Genomic DNA, 20,767 nt, shown 5'->3' with positions numbered 1-20,767 from the left:
ATAGAGTTATAATCATTAATATATCGATTATTATCTTTTTCAATTGCAGATTATGTTTTGAATTAATGGACAACGCCGATTATTCTTTTGCCCAGAATTGTTTTTGTTTCGGAATCATAGATAACCATAGGATAACCGCCCATAGGCATTTTATTCCCAGCCTGGTCCGTACCATCCCATTGAACTTCATTTGAACCCTGGCAGCCGCCGTTCTGTCCTGCAGTATAGTTTGCGCTATATAATAGTTTCCCATAGTAATTATATATTTTTATATTTATGTTTATGTCCGCATTCAGAAAATAAGTTATAGTAGTCTTTATTTTTCTGCTGTCAAAAGGATTCGGATAATTAGTTAATTCCGTTAATGGATCTCCCGGTAAACTTGTTGTTATAGGTTTATTGGCGATAAAATAATCTGAATACAGTTTTGCTCCGTTTAATGCCCTTACACGATAATAATAAGAAGTATTATTTAACAGGTCGCTCATCTCCACCCTGTCGTTATTTCCGGAAACCATTTTCGCGTATTTCCATTCAGGGTTTTTACCTGTTCTGAACCATAATTCAACTGCTTCCACGCCTGAAACATCCTCTACAACCGGCCCGAAGAATATTACATGCTTCTTTATATTATTAGTTTGCTCCTGTTTAACCAATAATTCTTTATTTACAAATACAGGCTGTGTGAGGTCAGCCTGCGCTTCCCATGAATATATCTCACTCTCTTTCCCTATATTATTTATCGCTTTAATTTCCATTTTGTACTTCTGGGCATGTCTAAAAGGCATACTGGTTATATTCATTGTCGCAAATTCTATGTTGCGCCCATAATTATCTTTTTGAATTTTTCCTTCTTTATAATCCATTGTGACCCAGTTTAATGCGATCCTGTTTTCTTCAATGTCTGTTATCCTGCAGAGGATGTTTTTTATATTATCATCGTAAATATAAGTGACTAATGCATTGAAACTGTTAATATTGTTTACAAATTGGTTATCCAATATTACTCTGGCTTTGTGAGGATAATCCACGTTTCTTATGTTTATTCTATTTAAACTTAAGGATGTAAATCCCTCAATTATTCTTTCCGAGCCGATCAAAGAACTGGCCTGAACCTTTAACTCGATGCTGGAATCATTAATATTATGCAGGCTTAGATATACATCCATGTTTATAGAAGACACAGGATCAACCGTAACATTTTGAATAAAATTCAAAGTATTCCTTCCGTTTACAATTTGCTGTTCGCAGACATCTAAGGTTGTGCCGTCCTTATAGCAGATGGTCCCTATATATACCGAGCTCATATATGAACCCTGATAATCTGTAGTAATAACTAATCCTGTCAGCAGGAACTGATTATGGTCCGCGGATAATCCCAACCGAAAAATTATATTTTTGCTGGTATTTTCAAATAAAGCATCGTCAAGAACAATATTTCTGGAAGTCGATATCCTGGGAATGTAAGTCAGTAAGTTAAATGTGTCATTAGAATTATTAATATTTATATCCAGCATCATACTGTTATTGTCGAGTAAAAACGAATCGGTACTTACTATCATCAAATCAAATGTCGGGATATTCCCGGCAATATAATTTAAATCCGATACCAGATAAAAATGTTGTTCCTCTTCATTCAGAAGCTTAACCGGAGCAAATGATATATTTAAGACATTACTGGTAAAGCTCAAATTTTCCGCGACAATATCATCGTACTTTAAATCATAGTTATTAACCCCATTATTTTTTTTGAATAATTTAATATTGGAAAATAAAGTGTCAGGCGCATTTTGACTTTTATTAATTGTAAAATTTGATAAATATGAATTCCCTTCAATAACCCTTAAGCTGAAGTCGGATAAAATACAATTATTTGCTCCCTGCCTCACATTTGAAGTAGGTATAAAAAAATGTTTATATAAAACTCTGTTGTGCTGTTTAATAATATCAATTTTATCTGAAATTATCGGGAAATTTGTTTGATTAACTTTGCTTAAGTCATCTAAAGTCAAATCATCCTTCTCAATCACTATTTGATATTGATTATCAACAACCGCATATTTGTTAACATTCACCAATAGCAAATATCTGGAACCATTTATAGCGGGTATTTCAGATGTGTTAAATTTTAAGGTGGCTATCTTGTTTTTCACTCCTGCTTTACTGGTTAGAGGCACTATACTCTCTTTGCCATTTATGGATGTTTCCCTGGCCAGATATAATGCGGTTATGTCCGTATCAAATATATTGCCGCTTAAAAATATCTGTACGCTCTCTATACTTGAAAACTCAGTAGTATTGTTCAAGGTAATTTCCATTACAGGAACATCTTCTTCTCCGATAAATACTGTATTTGCCAGAATATTGTAAGAAACCAGTCCAATTACAGGAATATAAATTTTAACAACTGAGTCACCGGCGAGAATCGATTTCGCGTCTTCTTTTGTTTGTGATTTGAATAACGAATTGTCATTTCTGGTGACCTGCATCTGGAAATATGCTTCTCCGGCATAGTTCTCATCATCAGGAATGTTCATGGTGGCATGAAAAAATGTTCCATAAATATTGGCAGTCTGAATAAAATTCAATGTGATATTTACCACATTATCATTAGCTAAAACCAATGCTAGTTTCGGTACATTTGTATTAAACTCTTTTATGTTTATTGTGATATCCAGAAGACCGGGGATTATAAATACCCCCTTGCTGGTTTTAACATTTGCGTATTGGATCATATCAATCTCCTGAGGAGAAAACTCTATTTGAGTTCTTACACTTTCACTGCTGATATTGCCCGCTCTGTCCTTGACCCATAAATAAATCGTTCTAACTCCGGCCTGCAGATTTTTCAACATATACTCATCGGGCTTTTTATCTTTCCATCTTATATTATTAATTTCCGGTTTCTGGCTGAATTCTTCTCCGATTATCCAGTTTGTATAGTCATTATTTGCATCTATTGCAACATCGACAATTAAATCATTGGTTCTATCCGGAGACCTGGAATCTTTGTCCAGCACCTGGAAACCTGTAGGCAAAGCTATAACAGTATCTACTACAAAATCCTTGTCGCCCGCGATATTCACATAATTGCTGTTAGTAAAATTCAATACTGTACCATTTCCTTTTGTAACAACCAATTCAAAATTTGCTTCTCCATCCCAGGAATGATCTGCCGGTATGGATGCCTTTGCTAAATAAATAGTTTCATAGTTGGTTGTAATTCTTGCTTCATAATTAATTGTTATCCTCTTATTGCCGCTTATCATTATCCAGGTGGATGGCGTGGCGATATTCGCTTCATTAATATTTGTTGTAATAAACAATTCTCCATAGCTTACATATATGGAGTTAAGGTCAATTCTTACATATGCCACAATATCCTGATATTGGGGATTATAGTTAATATTAACTGAAGCTGCTTCGCTGCTGATATTGCCGGCCAAATCTCTGACCCACAAATATACTTTTTTCTCCTCAACATTTACATTCTTGAAGTTATATTCAAGAGGTTTTGTATATTGCCATCTGTTATCGGTTATTGTTGGTCTGTCGCTCATAATATTGTCGCCTTCCCCAATAATCCAGGCTAAATAATCTGTATCCTTGTCATAGCGGACCCCTACCCTTAAATCATTTGTTTCGTCTGAATTTGCCGGATTATCCTGGTCAAATAACTGGAAATTAACCGGAACATTTATCGTTGTATCAAGAACAAATGAAGAATCTCCGACCAATGCCGCGCCTACATTCAATGCATTATCTGTCGCTCTTACAAAAATTCTTGTGAGGCCCTGCGGATCGTCCGAACCTATCATAACCGCTGATGTATAGGTCCATCCGCTGCCTTTTGCCAATATTACATTAAGAGTCGTCCCGTCAGCGTAAACCATTTTCAGCTCCGGAGTTCCGATAATTTCTTCTGAAACAGATAATGTCAGTCTTAAATCACCCTGGTTTACATATTCCTTTTTTGAAAGTTCTATAACAATATTTGGTGATACTGTATCTAAAATAATATTTTTAGAAACAGCCAGTTTGTTAACATTTTTTGCGCCATCCTGTACCCAGACAAATACCTTCCTCAAACCATCAGAACCGGGAATTAATGTATAACTGTCCGGTCTCAAATCCTGCCATCCTGTCGCATTCCATAAAGGCATGGAACTTTGTTCTTCACTTACCATCCATTTAATGGCTCTGGTATCATTACCAATACTTACAGAAATCATCGCTTCATTTGTATATATATGATCATTGCTGGTTTTATCTGAAATATCCAAAGTAGGATCAGGCATTGAAATTAAAATATTAAAAGTCAATATACCTGAGTGAACAGTGGTTTCGTTTTGAGCAAAATCCCTAACGGTCAATTGCAGTGTCGCAATGCCCTCAGGATATGCTCCAAGAATGACAATGTCACCTACCCAGGCATTTCCTGCTGATCTGAGTAAGTTTACAGTTTTAAAAGAACCGTCTTTTACCTGCATTTGTAAATCCGGAGTATCAACTGTCCACTCGGAAATATCTACGGTTACTTTATGCTGGCCGATACCTATATCAGGGTAATCCTCTATAGAACTTATCGTAACTGCGGGAGAGGTTTTATCTATAACAAAATTTCTGATATTTGTTGTTGCGTTGCCAGCGTCATCAATTACAAGAATACTCATTGATGCATCTCGGTTATATCCAAAAACACCTGATATCAATTGTTGGCCTGTCCACTGTAATAAATTATTTTTTGTCAGATTCAGCGCGACTGCACTATCACCTTTCAATAAAACTGATGGAGTAGTATTTATAATTTCCGACACATCAATTGTCAGTTGTAGAATGGTTTCATTTAAATAATACTCGGGTGAAGTTTTCACAATTACCTGAGGAGTTACTGTATCCACTCTAAAAATTATGTTACCTTCAAGCCGGTTCGAATAGTTATTTGCCCTGTCAACCAAATCAACTTTAAACAACGCTTCACCATTTGGGTCATTACTGGAAATATTAAAGGACCCTGTGTATTGTTCTTCTGCTTTTTGATTCAAAGTTATAACTTTAGGGGTTTGACCGAAACCATATAAAGTATAGGATAAAGTTACAGCATTTATCTGCTCGCTGATATTTAAAGTAATCTGGACTACACCTGCTTTTACCAGAGGATAATTGGACACTTCAATTGTTGCCGTTGGCGCCAGATTATCAAAATAAATACTTTTTGTGGAAGTACCGGAGATATTGCCCGCTTTATCCTGAACCCATAATCTGATATTCTTTGTTCCAATAACATTACTACTTATATCAAAATTCGTTGGTTTGGTTAACTGCCAGCCATCATCCATAAACCCCGGAGTGCTGGATATCTGATCGCTAATATACCAGCCATATATATCTGCATCAAAATTTATACTTACTCTAATTCTGGACTCGTTAGTAAAATCATGGCTAAAGGTGTCCGGATCGCTTAATTCAAAGTCTGGCTGTTGGGGTTTTGTCTTATCAACAATATTTGTTCTAAAAACGCTCCTGTAATTTTGTGCATTATCACTGATACCAACACTCAAAGTTATTAAACCTTCTGCCATGTCCGCATTTATGTTTAATGTCCCAACCCAAACAAAATTATTAACATCACACGAACTTACTGTTACTTTATCTATGGAAACACCATGATTAACAAATACCTGCGGAGTAGTAAGCAGCGGTATTGTTTCCTCATGAATGTTTACAGTAAAAGCATATTCACCTTCCTTGAGATAATCCCGGTGATTAAACTCTATTACCGGTAAAGGTAATGTATCATCATAAAAAATGCTGGTGCTGACAACCCCATCATTCACATTTCTATATGCATCCCTTACCCATAGATAAAGTTTTTTGTTTTCATTAACAACATTCTTCATTGTATATCTGGAAGGTTTTACCGCTGACCATTCCAAAGCATTATAAGTTGGTTTTGTACTCTGGATATCACTAATCATCCAGTACGCTGCGTTCCCATCTCCCTCAATATGTACACCAACAACGAAGTCATTAACGAACATATTGCTGGAGGTATCGGTATCATAAATATAAAAAATTGTGGGATTCTGTATCTTTGTGTTTATGCTGAATGTTGGGAACCCATATATTACATTGCCTATATTCCCGGCATTATCGGTAACTGCTCCATTGAAAGTTATCACTTCGTTAAAATCAACGTTACCAATATAAAAATTACCTTTCCAGATCTTCTTTTCATTATTAAGTGACTCATAAAAAGTGACAAATCTGGTAACAGCGACACTATCGCTTATAACCCTATAACTCACACATGGTGTTGCCTGGACCTGCTCATTCATGCTCAGGCTGATATTGTGTATTCCTATACCGCAACTGCTATCAGCCAGAGAAATATTCAGTGTCGGAGGTGTTGTATCAAGAGTTATACCGGATGTAACGAATCCTGTGTTGATATTTTCCTCATTATCTTTCACCCAGAAAATAACTGTTTTATAGCCATCCGGGCCATCTAAATTGCATGTTGTAGGCATTGGAGTCATACTCTTCCAGAAACTATCGGTATATGTTGGATAGTAAAGTAAATTCTCGGTGATAATACACTTTTCAGCGAAAGCTGCCAGGGTAATATTAATTGAAATGTTATTTTCATTTGTGTATCCGGGCATGGCTAAACCGTCCCTGTCTGATAAATTAAATGAAGGATTGGGTATAACAGATATGTTATAAGTCGAGCGAGATGATGAATTTATGATATGCGTTATATTCCCTGCTTTATCGTATACTGTAACGCTAAATGTCGCAGTCCCTCTTGGGGTATTACTGTTAACATCTAATACTCCCCCCCAGGCATCGTAATAACCGTTTGCATCAGAAAAACCGGCAGGATTCATTGTGATAACACTGGTGCTTCCGTCACTAAATTTTATAGATAAATCAGGGGCTTCGCTGATATATTCATTAATATTTAATGTCAGGTTGTGACTGCCGGCGGATATTCTGGGAATCTGATTATTAATATCCAGAGTCAGCTGTGGTGTTTTTCTGTCGAGTATTATTGAATAACTTTTTGTTACCCCATTAACTTCATTGCCGTCAGTTATCCAGGTATTTAATGCTACTTCCTGTTCCTGCCCGCCGGGGATCGGTTTCAGCTCATAATCATATCTTCTTTGAACACCGTGATATTCGCCCAGAGCTTGTTTAATTTCGCTGATATCCGGTTTAAATGTCAAATTATCCGTAACATTATAACTTGTAGCCGTGCTGGCTCCCCATATTTCTATCCAGACATCCGTTGCATTTGTATATCTTTCAGGGTTGGCGTTATGATCTCCGTCTTTATCAATTATCTTGAATCTGAATGTATCAATTGTAGAACCGACGTCAAATCCATTATCTCCCGACAGATTGGGGTCATTGCCGTAAACATTGCCAATGATGCCATTATTCCCTATCTCATCCTCTACATATAATTGAAAATAATAAGTTCCATTCGTGCCAAGGTCAAAAGTATTAAATGTCCCCACTAAAAGTCTGGGGTTTTTGGTCGTTGCATGCGGTACTTCATATGTTGTTCCTTCATAGAAATTATTAACATATACATGATAACTCGCTATATTTTCATTAATGTTTATTGTGAAACCGATATACTCACCGATTAGATAAACCGAACCATTATCCGGTGGGATCATTATAATTGTTGCTGTCGGCGCAAGCGAATCATATGATATGGCAACAATCTTCCTCGCCGAGATATTGTTGGCATAATCTTTAACCCATCCATAAAAAGTATACTCGCCCTGATATTGTCTGGTAGGTGTATATGTTGTCGGTTTTGATCCTGTCCAGTTGCTTATGTCCTTACCGGCCAGTTCACTATTATCGGTTATAAAATATCCGCCTATAGTCAGCTCAGAAATATTCCAGCTGATATTAAATGGCCAGTCATTTGTTAAATCATGTCTTGAAGGATGTTGATTATCATAAGCATACAGAGTTGTAATATCCGGCATTATTGTATCAATATTTATTGTCGCGGGACCGGAATTGAAAATATTTCTTACATTACCCGCATCATCTGTAACTATTATATTAAATGTTAAAATTCCATTTTGGAAATTATCCGTTATAAGCAGAACAGCATAATACTGATCCCTGCTGCTTACTGAACCCAGTATGCCAATATTATGTGGCACACCTGCTGCTGTATAGGAAAGCTGGGGCGTTGTAATTACTCCTTCTGAAATATTTATTGTTATATAAATGTTACCCGTTGAAACCCAACCTGTTCTTGATGTACTGATTGACACATTAGGAGTTGTCTTATCATATGTTATTGAATCAAAAATATTTTGAGTATTTATGTTACCGGCATTGTCCATTAACCATAAATATAAAGTTTTTTCACCCTCGCCCTGACCAAAAGTATATTCCGTTGGTTTAACCGAACTCCAGTTATCAGCTAAAACAGGGGGTCTGAAGACACTATTTTCAGTAACAATAAAATAGGTCGCAGAATTTCTGGTTATAGACAAATTATTCCTTAATGTATTTGTCATGTTTCTTGATGGTTTATCCGATACAATGGCAATTTCACCTGTAGGAACGAATGTATCGTACACAATATTTACTGAAACATAATTGGAAATGTTTCCGGCCCTGTCTTTTATCCAGAGATAGATACTTCTGGTGCCCTGTGTTTCATCCATCAACACATAACTGTTTGGTTCATCAATCCACCCCAATGCAAATTCATCAGGGGTGTTTACATTTTCCTGAATAAAATACTTGAAGTAGTCAATATTCTTCCTGACAGCAACATTCAAAGTCAGCACATTAGAAAAGCCGGTGATATTTTCAGGCCTGTTGATACCTGTTGACCATACGTTCATAGTCGGGAGAGGCGGATTTACGGTATCAAAAGTAATAGTTCTGGTAAGACCTGCAGGGATTATCCTGGTTACATTCAGAACATTGTCGGTGATTATTAAATTAATTGTTGCTTTGCCGTTCTCGCCATCAGATACTTTAAAAAGACCGGATAATACCGATTTATTAAAATAATCAATAGTAACTGTTCTGGAACTTCCGCCAAAAATCAGGGATAAATCCGGTGTAACATTAACTTCTTCGGAAATATTTACAGTAATTCGGGAAACACAGGCTTTAATATAATTCCCTCTTTCCAACTGAATGTCTTCAGCGTAAGGGTAAATATTGTCGTAATTTATCGTAGCTATTGCCGGTGTATTATTTATATTCCCTTCAATATCTTTAGTCCATAAATAAACTGTATGCAGCCTGTTTTCATTATTTTTTAGTATAAAATACGAAGGTAAATAACTCTGCCAGAGCGGATCATCTGTCTCAGGTTTTACGGTTGTGGTTTCATTTATCAGCCAGCTAATGGCCCGGACATCATAATTATAGCTTATCCCCAAAACTGAATCATTTGTGTACTCGGTACTATAAGTATCCAAATCGAATAAGTTAAAAGTCGGCCGGCGCAAATTGACCTGGAAAATCAAATTATTTGTTAACGTCGCTCCCTGATAAAATAAATTGCGTACAATATGTGATATATTGGTAGCATTATCTGTTGCGTCAGCGCTGAAATAAGCAGGACCATTCCCTGTATACTCATTTATGGTTAATATTGCTGTGAAGGAATCATTAACACGATTATTTATAGTTAACCTCAGCGGTTGTTTCTGGTATACATTTAAGTAAAGATTGGGAGTAATATTTATACCGCTGGCAATCTGGGTAATATTCATGGTTATTAATATTACCTGCCCCATATTATTAATGGTTAATACCGGATTATAATTTATTGCGACACTGATACTGGGCTCCAGATTATCAAGTATAATGCTTGAAGAACCGGTTACAATATTCAGCGCTTTATCCATAACCCACAATGTAAGATTATGTGTGCCCTGCGAATTATTCATCTGATAACTTGTATATTTATCATTCTGCCATGCAGCATCGTTCCAGACAGCATTAAAGCCCATGTTCTCTGTTATGATCCAGAAATTCACTCCTGTTGTATCTGTCGCCTGGATATCGGCCCTTATTGTTGTTCTGTTTGTATACAACTGGCTTTCGGTTGTAGTGTCTGTTAATCTGAACAGGCTAATTGCAGGTTTTGTAGCATCTACCGTTATATATCTTCCCTGTGCCACCATGTCTCCTATATTATTAGCGTTGTCTGTCATCTTCACCCCGAACTCTATCCTGCCTTCAATTCCCGATGTTACCAGTATGTTTGTTGTAAAGGTCTGGTTATCTGCGCGTTTTAATACCAGATATTGTTTAATCGCGTTTATGCTTACCCAGAATTCCGGCGTCACTGTTTGCGCTTCACTCAGATTTATCGTTATTACCTTGTTCCCGCTGTTCACATAGGGACTGTTGAAAATATCTACCAAGCTTACATATGGTTTCACATCATCATAATTTATTGTCGCTATTACCGGTTGTTCGCTTACATTTCCGATAATATTCTTTGTCCATAAATATAAAGTTTTCAGCTCATTAACCTGATTCTTAAAGGTATACCGCACTGGTCTGCTGCCCACCCATGAACTGTCACTGCTAACCGGACGAATACTGTCATCTTCGCTAAGCAGCCATCCTGTCGCCTGTTCATCATTTCCTATCCTTACACCTATTACCTGGTCATTTGTCCATGTTCCATCCAACGTATCCAGATCATAAATATTCATCGTCGCTTTTTTTACATTCGTACTGATCATGAAACTATTGGCATACAAATTCCCAGTATAAGTTATCGACTTCACTCTGTTGCTTATATTCCGTGCATTATCTGATATATACACCTCATACTCCGCTGTCCCATCTCCGGTATATGTAGTAATATTCCAACTGCCGCTAAAACTATTCCCATACCTGCCGGTTAACTCTATCCTGATATGCGTCCTGCCATTTGGCTTCACCCATAAATCGGGCGTACTTGCTATCCCGCTTTCCACATCACTTACATTTAACGTTATTTTTACTTCTCCTGTTCCAACCCCGGCAGGGTCCTTATCCATTTCTACATTCACACTTGGTTCCAGCCCGTCATAGATTATCCATGCGCCGGCACTGACCGTATTCAACGCTCTGTCTTTTGCCCATACATACACATTATGCGTCCCCTGACCGCTGTTCAGCATGTAACTTATCGGCTTGTCCCCCCAATATATGCTTCCCCATGTCGGTATCAACGCTGCGTTCTCTGTCGTTATCCAGCCTACTATCCCGCTCGCATCGCTTCCGCTTATCTCTATATCCACTCCTCTTTCATTACTCCATGTTTGGCTGCTGCTATCCTTGTCTTGCAGTTTTAACAAGCTGATTGCCGGCACAGTCACGTCTACCGTTACATATCTTCCCTGTGCCACCATGTCTCCTATATTATTAGCGTTGTCTGTCATCTTCACCCCGAACTCTATCCTGCCTTCAATTCCCGATGTTACCAGTATGTTTGTTGTAAAGGTCTGGTTATCTGCGCGTTTTAATACCAGATATTGTTTAATCGCGTTTATGCTTACCCAGAATTCTGGCGTCACTGTTTGCGCTTCACTCAGATTTATCGTTATTACCTTGTTCCCGCTGTTCACATAGGGACTGTTGAAAATATCTACCAAGCTTACATATGGCTTTACATCATCATAATTTATTGTCACTGTCCCTGCCCCGCTTATCGCGCCATTAGCGTTCCTCAGCCAAACATAGACACTCTTCACTCCATTATCTTCACTTTGAAATGTGTAACGTACCGGTTTACTGCTACTCCATAGGCTATCAGAGACAGCGGGCGCATTGTTGTTTTCTTTTATTAACCAATACCTGGCCTGTTCATCTTCGCTTATCCTTACTCCAATTACTCTCAGGTTCGTTATATTCGTACTCCCGGTTTCCACATCATAGATACTTACGCTCGGTACCTTTAAATCAGTACTAATCATGAATGCCTTATAATTACTGACATCCAATATATTTCCTGCATTATCAGTCACCCTTATCCCGCAATTAGCCGTACCATCCCCGGTGAAACTGGTTACATTAAATGTCCCGTAATATTCTATCCCGTTTCTGCTGTTAACTCTTATATTTACTATTTCGTTGTGTCCATTAGCTATATACCAAACATCCGGTGTGTTCACTCCGCTTATATCTTCTACCGATACTGTTACTCCGCCTGCCCCGGTTACTACTACGGGATTTATACTTATGATTACTCCAGGCACAGCATTATCATATATTATCCAGGCGCTCCTGCTGCTTACATTGCCGGCCATATCTCTCGCCCATACATAGATATTCTTGGTCTCTACAATATCTCTGCTCAGTACATAACTCGCCGGCTTTTCGTTCCAGCTTATATTACTCATATCCGCTCCCTCGTTCTCGCTTACCACCCAGCCTCTTATCCCGCTTACACTATCACTGCCTTCTATTACCAGATCCACAACCAGCTTGTTCGTGTACAACTCACTTCCAGTACTCCTGTCTCTAATCTTCAATACACTTATATTCACAGTCGTAGTGTCTATCAAAATGCCATTATTCTCTTGTATATATGTTCCGGTATTTCCCACATTATCCGTTAACCTTGCTCCAAAATATGCTGTACCCTGCTCTGTCCCATTATTAATATTTATTGTGCTGATATATGTCCAATTATCTATTTTGCCTAAAACCAGATCATATTTGGTTGCGTTTATGGTTATCCATATTTGCGGTGTTACCAATAAAGCTTCACTTACATTAATAGTTATATTGGTTGTAGTCCTCTGATAACTTCCACCTCTTACTTCTATGCTCTGAATATATGGTGACCCTTTATCATAATTTATTGTCGCTGTCCCTGCCCCGCTTATCGCGCCATTAGCATTCTTCAGCCACACATAGACACTCTTCACTCCATTATCTTCACTTTGAAATGTGTAACGTACCGGTTTGCTGTTGCTCCATAGACTGTCAGAAGTTCCGGGTGCGGTTGAGTTCTCTTTTATTAACCAATACCTTGCCTGTTCATCTTCGCTTATCCTTACTCCTATTACCCTCAGGTTCGTTATATTCGTACTCCCGGTTTCCACATCATAGATACTTAGGCTCGGCACCTTCAAATCCGTGCTGATCATGAATGTTTCTTCACCCAGAATTGCTGTCCCGACATTTCCCACGTTGCTGGTAGCTCTGGAATACAGCTGGGCTGTTCCGTCTCCGCTGAAACTGGTTACATTAAATGTCCCGTAATATTCTGCCCCATTTCTGCTGTTAATAATTATATTTACTTTCTGGCTCTGTCCATTCGCTATATACCAGACATCCGGTGTTAAAGATATCCCGCTGACAGCCGTGACATTTACCGATATTCTTCCGCTGCCGGTCACCGTATTATCGATGTCTATATTAATAGTGGGTGTTTTTGTATCCAATATAATCTGTGTGTGTCTGCTTACCGTCCAGCCTGCGATGTCGCATAACCACACCCAAATATTTTTTATTCCATTTATATTATTTGTTAACGTATATTCTGTTAATGTTGACTGCCAGGTCACATCATCATACTTAACAGAACCTATACTGTTTTCTGTTATATACCATCCCTTGAAGCCAGCCGACTTGTTATTATCATCCCAATCAATATTAACAATTAATTCTCTCTCGTCTGTATAATTCCCGGTCTGTGTTGTTCTATCCAATAACTCCAACTTATTGATTGTAGGTTCGGCATAATCAAATATTATTCTCCTGTCAGCATATGTTTCAGCGACCATGGCATCGTTTGTTATTCTTAGATCCAAAGTTGCTGAACCGGGCAGCATAGATTGCCAGGGAGAATTAAACAGATACCTGAATGTATATTCATCCTGCTTAATGACGCTAGCCGGGATTTTTGAATTTATTGCTGCATCAGGAGTTGCTATAAAATTTACTGTCCCATGATAAGGCAATACACTAATATCAAACCTTAATGTGTCATTTCCCGAAATGGCGATGTAGGGCAATGTGTTTATTGTAGTTACAGAATTTCTCACAGCTGTATAGGTTATATCGGGCGTTACTATGTCCACCCAGTAATCTATCGTTACAGGATCACCATATATCCCGGCTGCACTCTTTGGCCATATTTCCAGGGCGTATTGCTTACCATTCTCCAGACTCCCTTTACCGAACTTGTAACCGGGCGCCTGGTTACCGGTAACAATTTCAAACCAATCCCAGCTGCTTATCGCAAAACGATAACCTGTTATGCCTGAGGCGCTATTAGTCGGCGCCACCCAGACAAATAAAGGCTCATCTTCTATCTGCCATTTTCTGTCCAGATTAAGGGTAATACCAAGATCACTGTAGGCGGTCAATCTGCTTATACTCCTTGGTATACTCTTGTCCGCCCAAATATATATTTCCAATCTGTTTCCTGTCACTCCGCTGGCACTGATTGCTTCGATGTTCAGGGTATTCTGTCCGTCGTATAACAAGTTCTGGGTAGCTTGTAACCATAAATTGCTGGTGTTTATATCCCAGCCTTTCCAAACCGCATAGGGATTGACTGTATTAGGACTGCTGACCCAAACATGATAAGTTACTATCGGTGCGACAGTATTGTCAGGTGCTTTCCATTTGAAATAGGGGTCATTATCATTAGTCCATTGTTTTTCCAGAATATCGGTACCGTATTCATCCGTTTTTAATTTACTTATCTCTACATAATCCGGAGTTGTTTTATCTACATATAAACTATAATACACCGGTGAACTCCATAATCCTGACTCACTCCTGACTTGTATATTAAGAGTATGTCTGGCATTATCCAGTCCCCAGGAAAATTGATAAGAAAGTGTATTTGCCAAATTTATTGTTATGCTGTTATCTATAAGAATCCTGACAGTATCAATTGTCGCAACCGTATTGATCGGGAGGTCCCATGACAGATAAGGCGTATTATCTGTCTGCCAGGTATTTTGCGGGATCAGGCTTCCGTCTACTGATGTCCTGACTGTTAAATTTGCTATCGGATTTGGTGTTACTATATCAACATTTACAATAAATGTTTTAGTTACTGAATATTCATAAATATTAATAGTATTTGGAACATATGCTGTTCCCATATAATAATCTTTATTTCTTAACGAAGCACTCTTTGCCCAGATATTTATTACCTGTTGACCATTAGGGGTAAGGATATAAGTGAAACCGCTTTGGGTAATACTCTGCTGATAATAATGCTCATTGGTACCGACCGTATTCTTTGATATTTTGAAATCAATTATTGGTGAGTATCCATTATTTGGCGAAGTTATCTCAAAATACAATTTATTTACAGAATACCAGCCATTTTCTACTATCTGTTCTCCGTTTTTTGTTGTAAAAAATATAACCGGCGGTAAATTTGGTTTAGTATCATCTATATAATATGATAAGGAGACAGAACTGCCCCATTTTATAGTATATTTGGCCTGGACTTCAATTAAATACGGGATGTTGCTTGCAGCCAACGCGCTTGCAAAGTTATAAGTGGTTTGTGTGGTTTCACTCCTGGTTACCCCGTTAAGCTTAATGCAATATGTAACAATGCTGACATCACTGGGAACATTGTCAGGTGTTGTCCATTCTAAATATGGTTGTTTTTGATACCACCATTCGTCTTGAGATACTATATATTGTTCCTGATTTACACCTGATTTTATTGAATATACTTTCAAATCCCTGGGAGAATCTGGAACTGTATAATCAATCCATACACCATATGTTGCTATATCCCCTACAATATCTGTTGAACTTATAGCCCTGACCCAAAAAATATGTTTATCCAGAGACAGATCACTGGTTACCAGAAAACTGGAATTCTTTGTAGAAATCCAGTTTCCGTTGTCCATTTTGTATTCAAAACGTTTTATGCCGGAATATGCATTTACAGGTGTATGCCATTCAAAATAAGGTCGTTTGCATTCCTGGTAAGATTCATTGTTAATAGTTGTTTGTTTATTAATCGATGTCCAGGCATAAAGTTCAGACGGCTGATTTGGAGTAATGTTATCAAACTTGTATTGAAAAAGTGTTGACCAGTTTGTTGAATTACCTGCGTAATCTGAAACCCGTACCCGTAAATTATAGGTACCGGCTGTATCAAGTATGTCCGGTAAATAGTAGTTATCAACACTGCTGATATGAACCGATACAACTGTTTGCCCCATATCATCTGTACCCCAGTAAAATTCATAGCCGGCGAATCCGCTTCCGGTTACCGCTGATTCCCATGACTTTCCAAATGTGATTAACCCCACCGTATCCCTAGAAGTCCATCCTATATTACTGGTAGGATTCGGCGTTGTCGGAGCAACATTATCTATCCATACACTATAACTCCCTGTTATTCCGAGCACATCAGAACTGCTTCTAAGCTGCACATTTATTGTATGCCTGCCATTTGGAATTACCGAACCGAAATTATACTGATCTGTTATATTTTGCCAGGTCTTGGCTTGAGCGTCATACCAGACAGCTACTTTATCGATGGGAGCTATTGTATTTGTCGGAACGATCCAGGATAATTTCGGGAGGTCCATACGCTGCCAGTTATGCGAAAGAATTATATTATTATTATTGTCGGAAACAACCAGGCTAATCGGCGCACTCGGGACTCTGTCGTCTATAAAAACACGATAACTTACGGTTGGCCCCCATAGCCCGGATGCGCTTTTAGCTCTAACAAAAAAATTATAAGTAACAGCAACCAGTGCACTGCCATATTGATAGAAGGCCGAGTTAACAGTTATTGAATTTCCGGAATCATCATAAAGATTAAAACTTACTATCGGAGCCATTGTATTATTAGGTGTGCTCCATTCAAAATAAGGAGTTCTGTCCGAGGTCCAGTAATTATCTGTTATTGCATATATTTTACTGCTGTCTTTATATGCTTTGAAACTTATAGGATAATCAGGTGTGGTATCATCCCACTGGTATTGCATAACTGTCTGCCAAGCCCCGTTGCCGGCATTATCTACAACTTTTACCCGCAAATAATAGGTCCCTGAAACTGTTATATCAGATACGTCGGGTTTAAATTCATTTAAAGTAGTCACCGACTTGGTTGTTACACCATTAATATCTGTACCCCAATATATAACGTTATATGTTATTAAACTTTCGTTTGGTGTATCCAACTCCCGCCCGCCTGCAAAATTTATAGTTGCAATGCTATTATTTGTGGTCCAGGCTACATTCAGGTTCGGTTGATATGAGATAGTAGGAGCTGAGTCATCCACGAATAACGAATAATTTGTAGTGTCGCTTCTCGCCCCTGCTTCGCTTATAGCTATTATATTTATTGTGTGCCGCCCGTTGTTTATACTGTCTGCCGTAAAAGCATATTCGATTTCATACAAACCTGCATCGTCAAAAGCATGTTTTGTGGTGTCCAGCCAAACCTCATATTTACGTACACCTGATGGAGGCCTAAAATTTAATTTCCACTGAATCCAGGGGTCGTCATCCGGCTGCCATTCACTTTGATTGATAGTTGTTCCGTTTATAGATATTGTTTTTAATTGTAATATCTCCGGGGCCCCGGGTGGTGTCTTTTCGTATCTGTATACATACGTTTTTCCATTATCCAATGAACCTCCATACGGCCTGAAATCAGTATTCCATTCTGTATGGTTCCCGGCAATGTCAAAAGCTTTTACCCAAAGCCTGTACTCACCTTCATTTGAAAATACTATTTTCCCTGGCGGTACCTTATACTGACTAGTAGTTACCTTGGCTTCAAATGTTACTTCCGTAGCATCATTCTGATACCTCAGACAAACTTCATAATAATCTATTCCGCTTTCAAAATTAGGGCTTATTTCTATAAAATCATTAAAATCTATTGTCGGCGTTGTTTCATTACTATAGTTTCCATATATAGTGTTACCTTTATAAACAGGCATCGAATCATCTATAAGTATTTTAAAGCTGTACGTAACGCCCCATACATCTGAATCACTCTTGGCACTCACATCCAGAGTATGCCTGCCATTTTCCAGTGGGCTGCTCATCTCAAAAACCGGAGTATCAGTGATCCCCGAAGCATTACCTGAAATAAAATAACTATATGAAACTATTGGCGCAAAAGTGTTTGTGGGAACTTTCCATTCAAAATATAATGTGTCGTCGTTCTGCCAGACAGCATATGTTACAATCTTGTCTTTGCCACTGTTATTCCAGGCGCTGACAGTCGGATATGTAGGATGTATATCATCCATAAGGATAGTAAATGTTGCCACATTACCTGTTACGCCTGAGGCGCTATAAGCCTGAACATAAAAATTATGAGTACCGTTACTTAAAGCTGTTGTAACATCTAATGCACTTGTATTGTTTGTTACGCCTGGAACTGAAACATCAATAGATACCTTGATACACCTTATACCGGCAACAGTATTATTCGGTGTACTCCAGCTAAAATATGGAGTCCTGTCCTGCTGCCAGTCGTTTTGCATAATACTGGGACCGCCATTAGCCGTTGCTGCATTTACAACTGGTGCTAAAGGTACGGTTAAGTCCACCCAAAACGGATAGTTTGCCTTATTTCCCCGCTGACCTGTTTGGTCTACCGCTTCCACTGATAGTGTTATTAAATCATTAGGTAACGGATTAACAAATTGATAGAACAGGTCGCTTGAAACAAGGCTGGCAGTTAATATAACTTGTCCGCCATATTCATAATATATGTTATAAGTGGTTATCGGAGCAAAGCTGCTTCCTGGTGCTTCCCAGGTTAAATATGGCATATTATCCTGCTGCCAGTTCCGGGATAAAATTTCTGTGCCTGATGCTTGGGTGTAAACTTTTAAATTTTTTGGCACATCCGGAGCGGACAAGCTGTATTGATAGCTGTATATCTTTTTCCAGTCAGTCATATTTCCTGCATTATCCTCAACCTTAACCCAGAGCTTATATTCACCATTTTGCTGATAACTTATACTGGGCGTATATTGTCCTGTATTATTAAATGAAGTAACGATGCCAACCGTATCCTGTGTACTCCAGTGCATATAATAGTATTTGACACCGCTTGTTGAACTATCGGCTGCGCCTGTATTATCCACCACAATAAATGTAAGATTCCCGACTGTATTCTGTGTTGTCCATGTATGTATACCCTGGTCTGCGGGTTGATTGGGAGATACTGTATCTATATAGAACGGGCCAATTTGCGCGGCTGTCACACTCATATTCCCTGCCGCATCCACCGCTCGGATGTGAAAATAATGATTCTTTCCGTCTGCCAAAATACCGGCGGTTGTCAGAACTGTTCCCAAATTAATATTTGCAGGCAAAGTTTGACTGGTTGTGTCCCATAAAACACAATAACTTACTACACCGCTTAAATCTGTGCAATTAGTCCAGTTTATTGTAACTCTGTTTCTGCTTGTCCATTGCGTCGGCTGGGCTAATGTACTTATTAAATTATTAACAGTACCAGGGGTCGTTACATCCAGCTTGAATGGTCCGACATGCAAAACATTGCTACTGTTCGCCCAGTTGCCCATTATATCTACAGCCCGTATATGCAGATACCAGTTATCGTCAGTTAAATTCAGAGTAGCAGCTGACAATTGCCCTGCTGTGTTTTCTTGAATCTGATCCGGTGTACTGCTGTTTGCTGTTGTCCAGAGAAAACTGTAACCCTGTATCCCGCTTCCGTCAGCATCTGAAGCTGCATTCCAGGTTACTGTAATATTGTTAGTGCTTCTCCAGTTGCCGGTTAAGATACTGGAATTCATATATGCAGGTGCTAAGGGTGGAATTATATCTGTTTTGAAAGGACCTACGTTTAAGGCTGATGATGCGCCATTCCCAGCTTTATCAACTGGTCGGATATGCACCCAATAATTATAGGTAGAACCGATATTTATTGTTGAAGAACTTAATTGGGCAACACTATTTTCCGTAACAGTATCAGGTAATGTACCGGCATTACTGTCCCAAACAATACTGTATCCTCCTATCATGCTCACCTGATCTGAAGCGGCACTAAATGTAACAACCAGCTGATTTACAGAAGTCCAGTTCCCGGTTGTAATATTGCTCGTTGAATAACCCGGTATGGTATCCGGATTTTCATTATCAATCCAGAACGGTCCGATATGATTTACTGTTGCACTCCAGTTCCCGGCCAAATCCATGGCCCTGATATGAAAATACCAGTTATTTGTGTTGCTTAAGGCAAAACTTCTGGTGCTTATGACTGCGCCACCCAGTTCAGCTATATTATCTACTTCAGTATTGGAATTGTTGTCCCACAATACACTGTAACTTGCTATCCCACTGCCTCCGCTGTCCTGTCCGGCTATTGTCCAGCTCGCTGTAATAATGTTTATTGACACCCAGTTTGCCGTGGGATAATTACCCCCAAGATTGGCTACAGAATCCGGACTAATCCTGTCAATTAAAAATGGTCCTATATGATCTACGGTTACTCCCCAGTTACCCACCATATCCACTGCTCTCAAATGTAACCACCAGTTCCCTGTTGCTCCTACCATATTGGTTGTAGAACTATTTGTGCTCGGTATATTTATCTCCAGTACCGTTACTGTATCATTCGTTACAGCGCTCCATTTGCTGGCATATCCACCCAGCCCGCTTCCAATATCATTATTCTGCGTGATCCAGCTCACTGTCACATTATCTGTATTACTCCAATTCTTAGTAGGAATACTGCTGCTGTTGTAAGTACATCTCATATCAGGAC

At 38.7% G+C, this 20,767-nt stretch carries 1 protein-coding gene; it reads right to left on the bottom strand.

Annotated elements, in window-relative coordinates:
• Positions 1-62: 62 nt before the first annotated feature.
• Positions 63-20,693 carry a hypothetical protein gene (locus tag PHV30_04990; protein MDD5456373.1) on the bottom strand — a complete coding sequence of 6,877 codons (20,631 nt, stop codon included), beginning with the start codon at positions 20,691-20,693 and terminating at the stop codon, positions 63-65.
• Positions 20,694-20,767 lie beyond the last annotated feature (74 nt).

This window comes from Candidatus Margulisiibacteriota bacterium (genome assembly GCA_028715625.1).
In the GTDB taxonomy this organism is placed as follows: Bacteria; Margulisbacteria; Riflemargulisbacteria; order GWF2-35-9; family GWF2-35-9; genus JAQURL01.
Note: the sequence above shows the minus strand (reverse complement) of the source record. Positions and strands in the feature narration are given on the sequence as shown.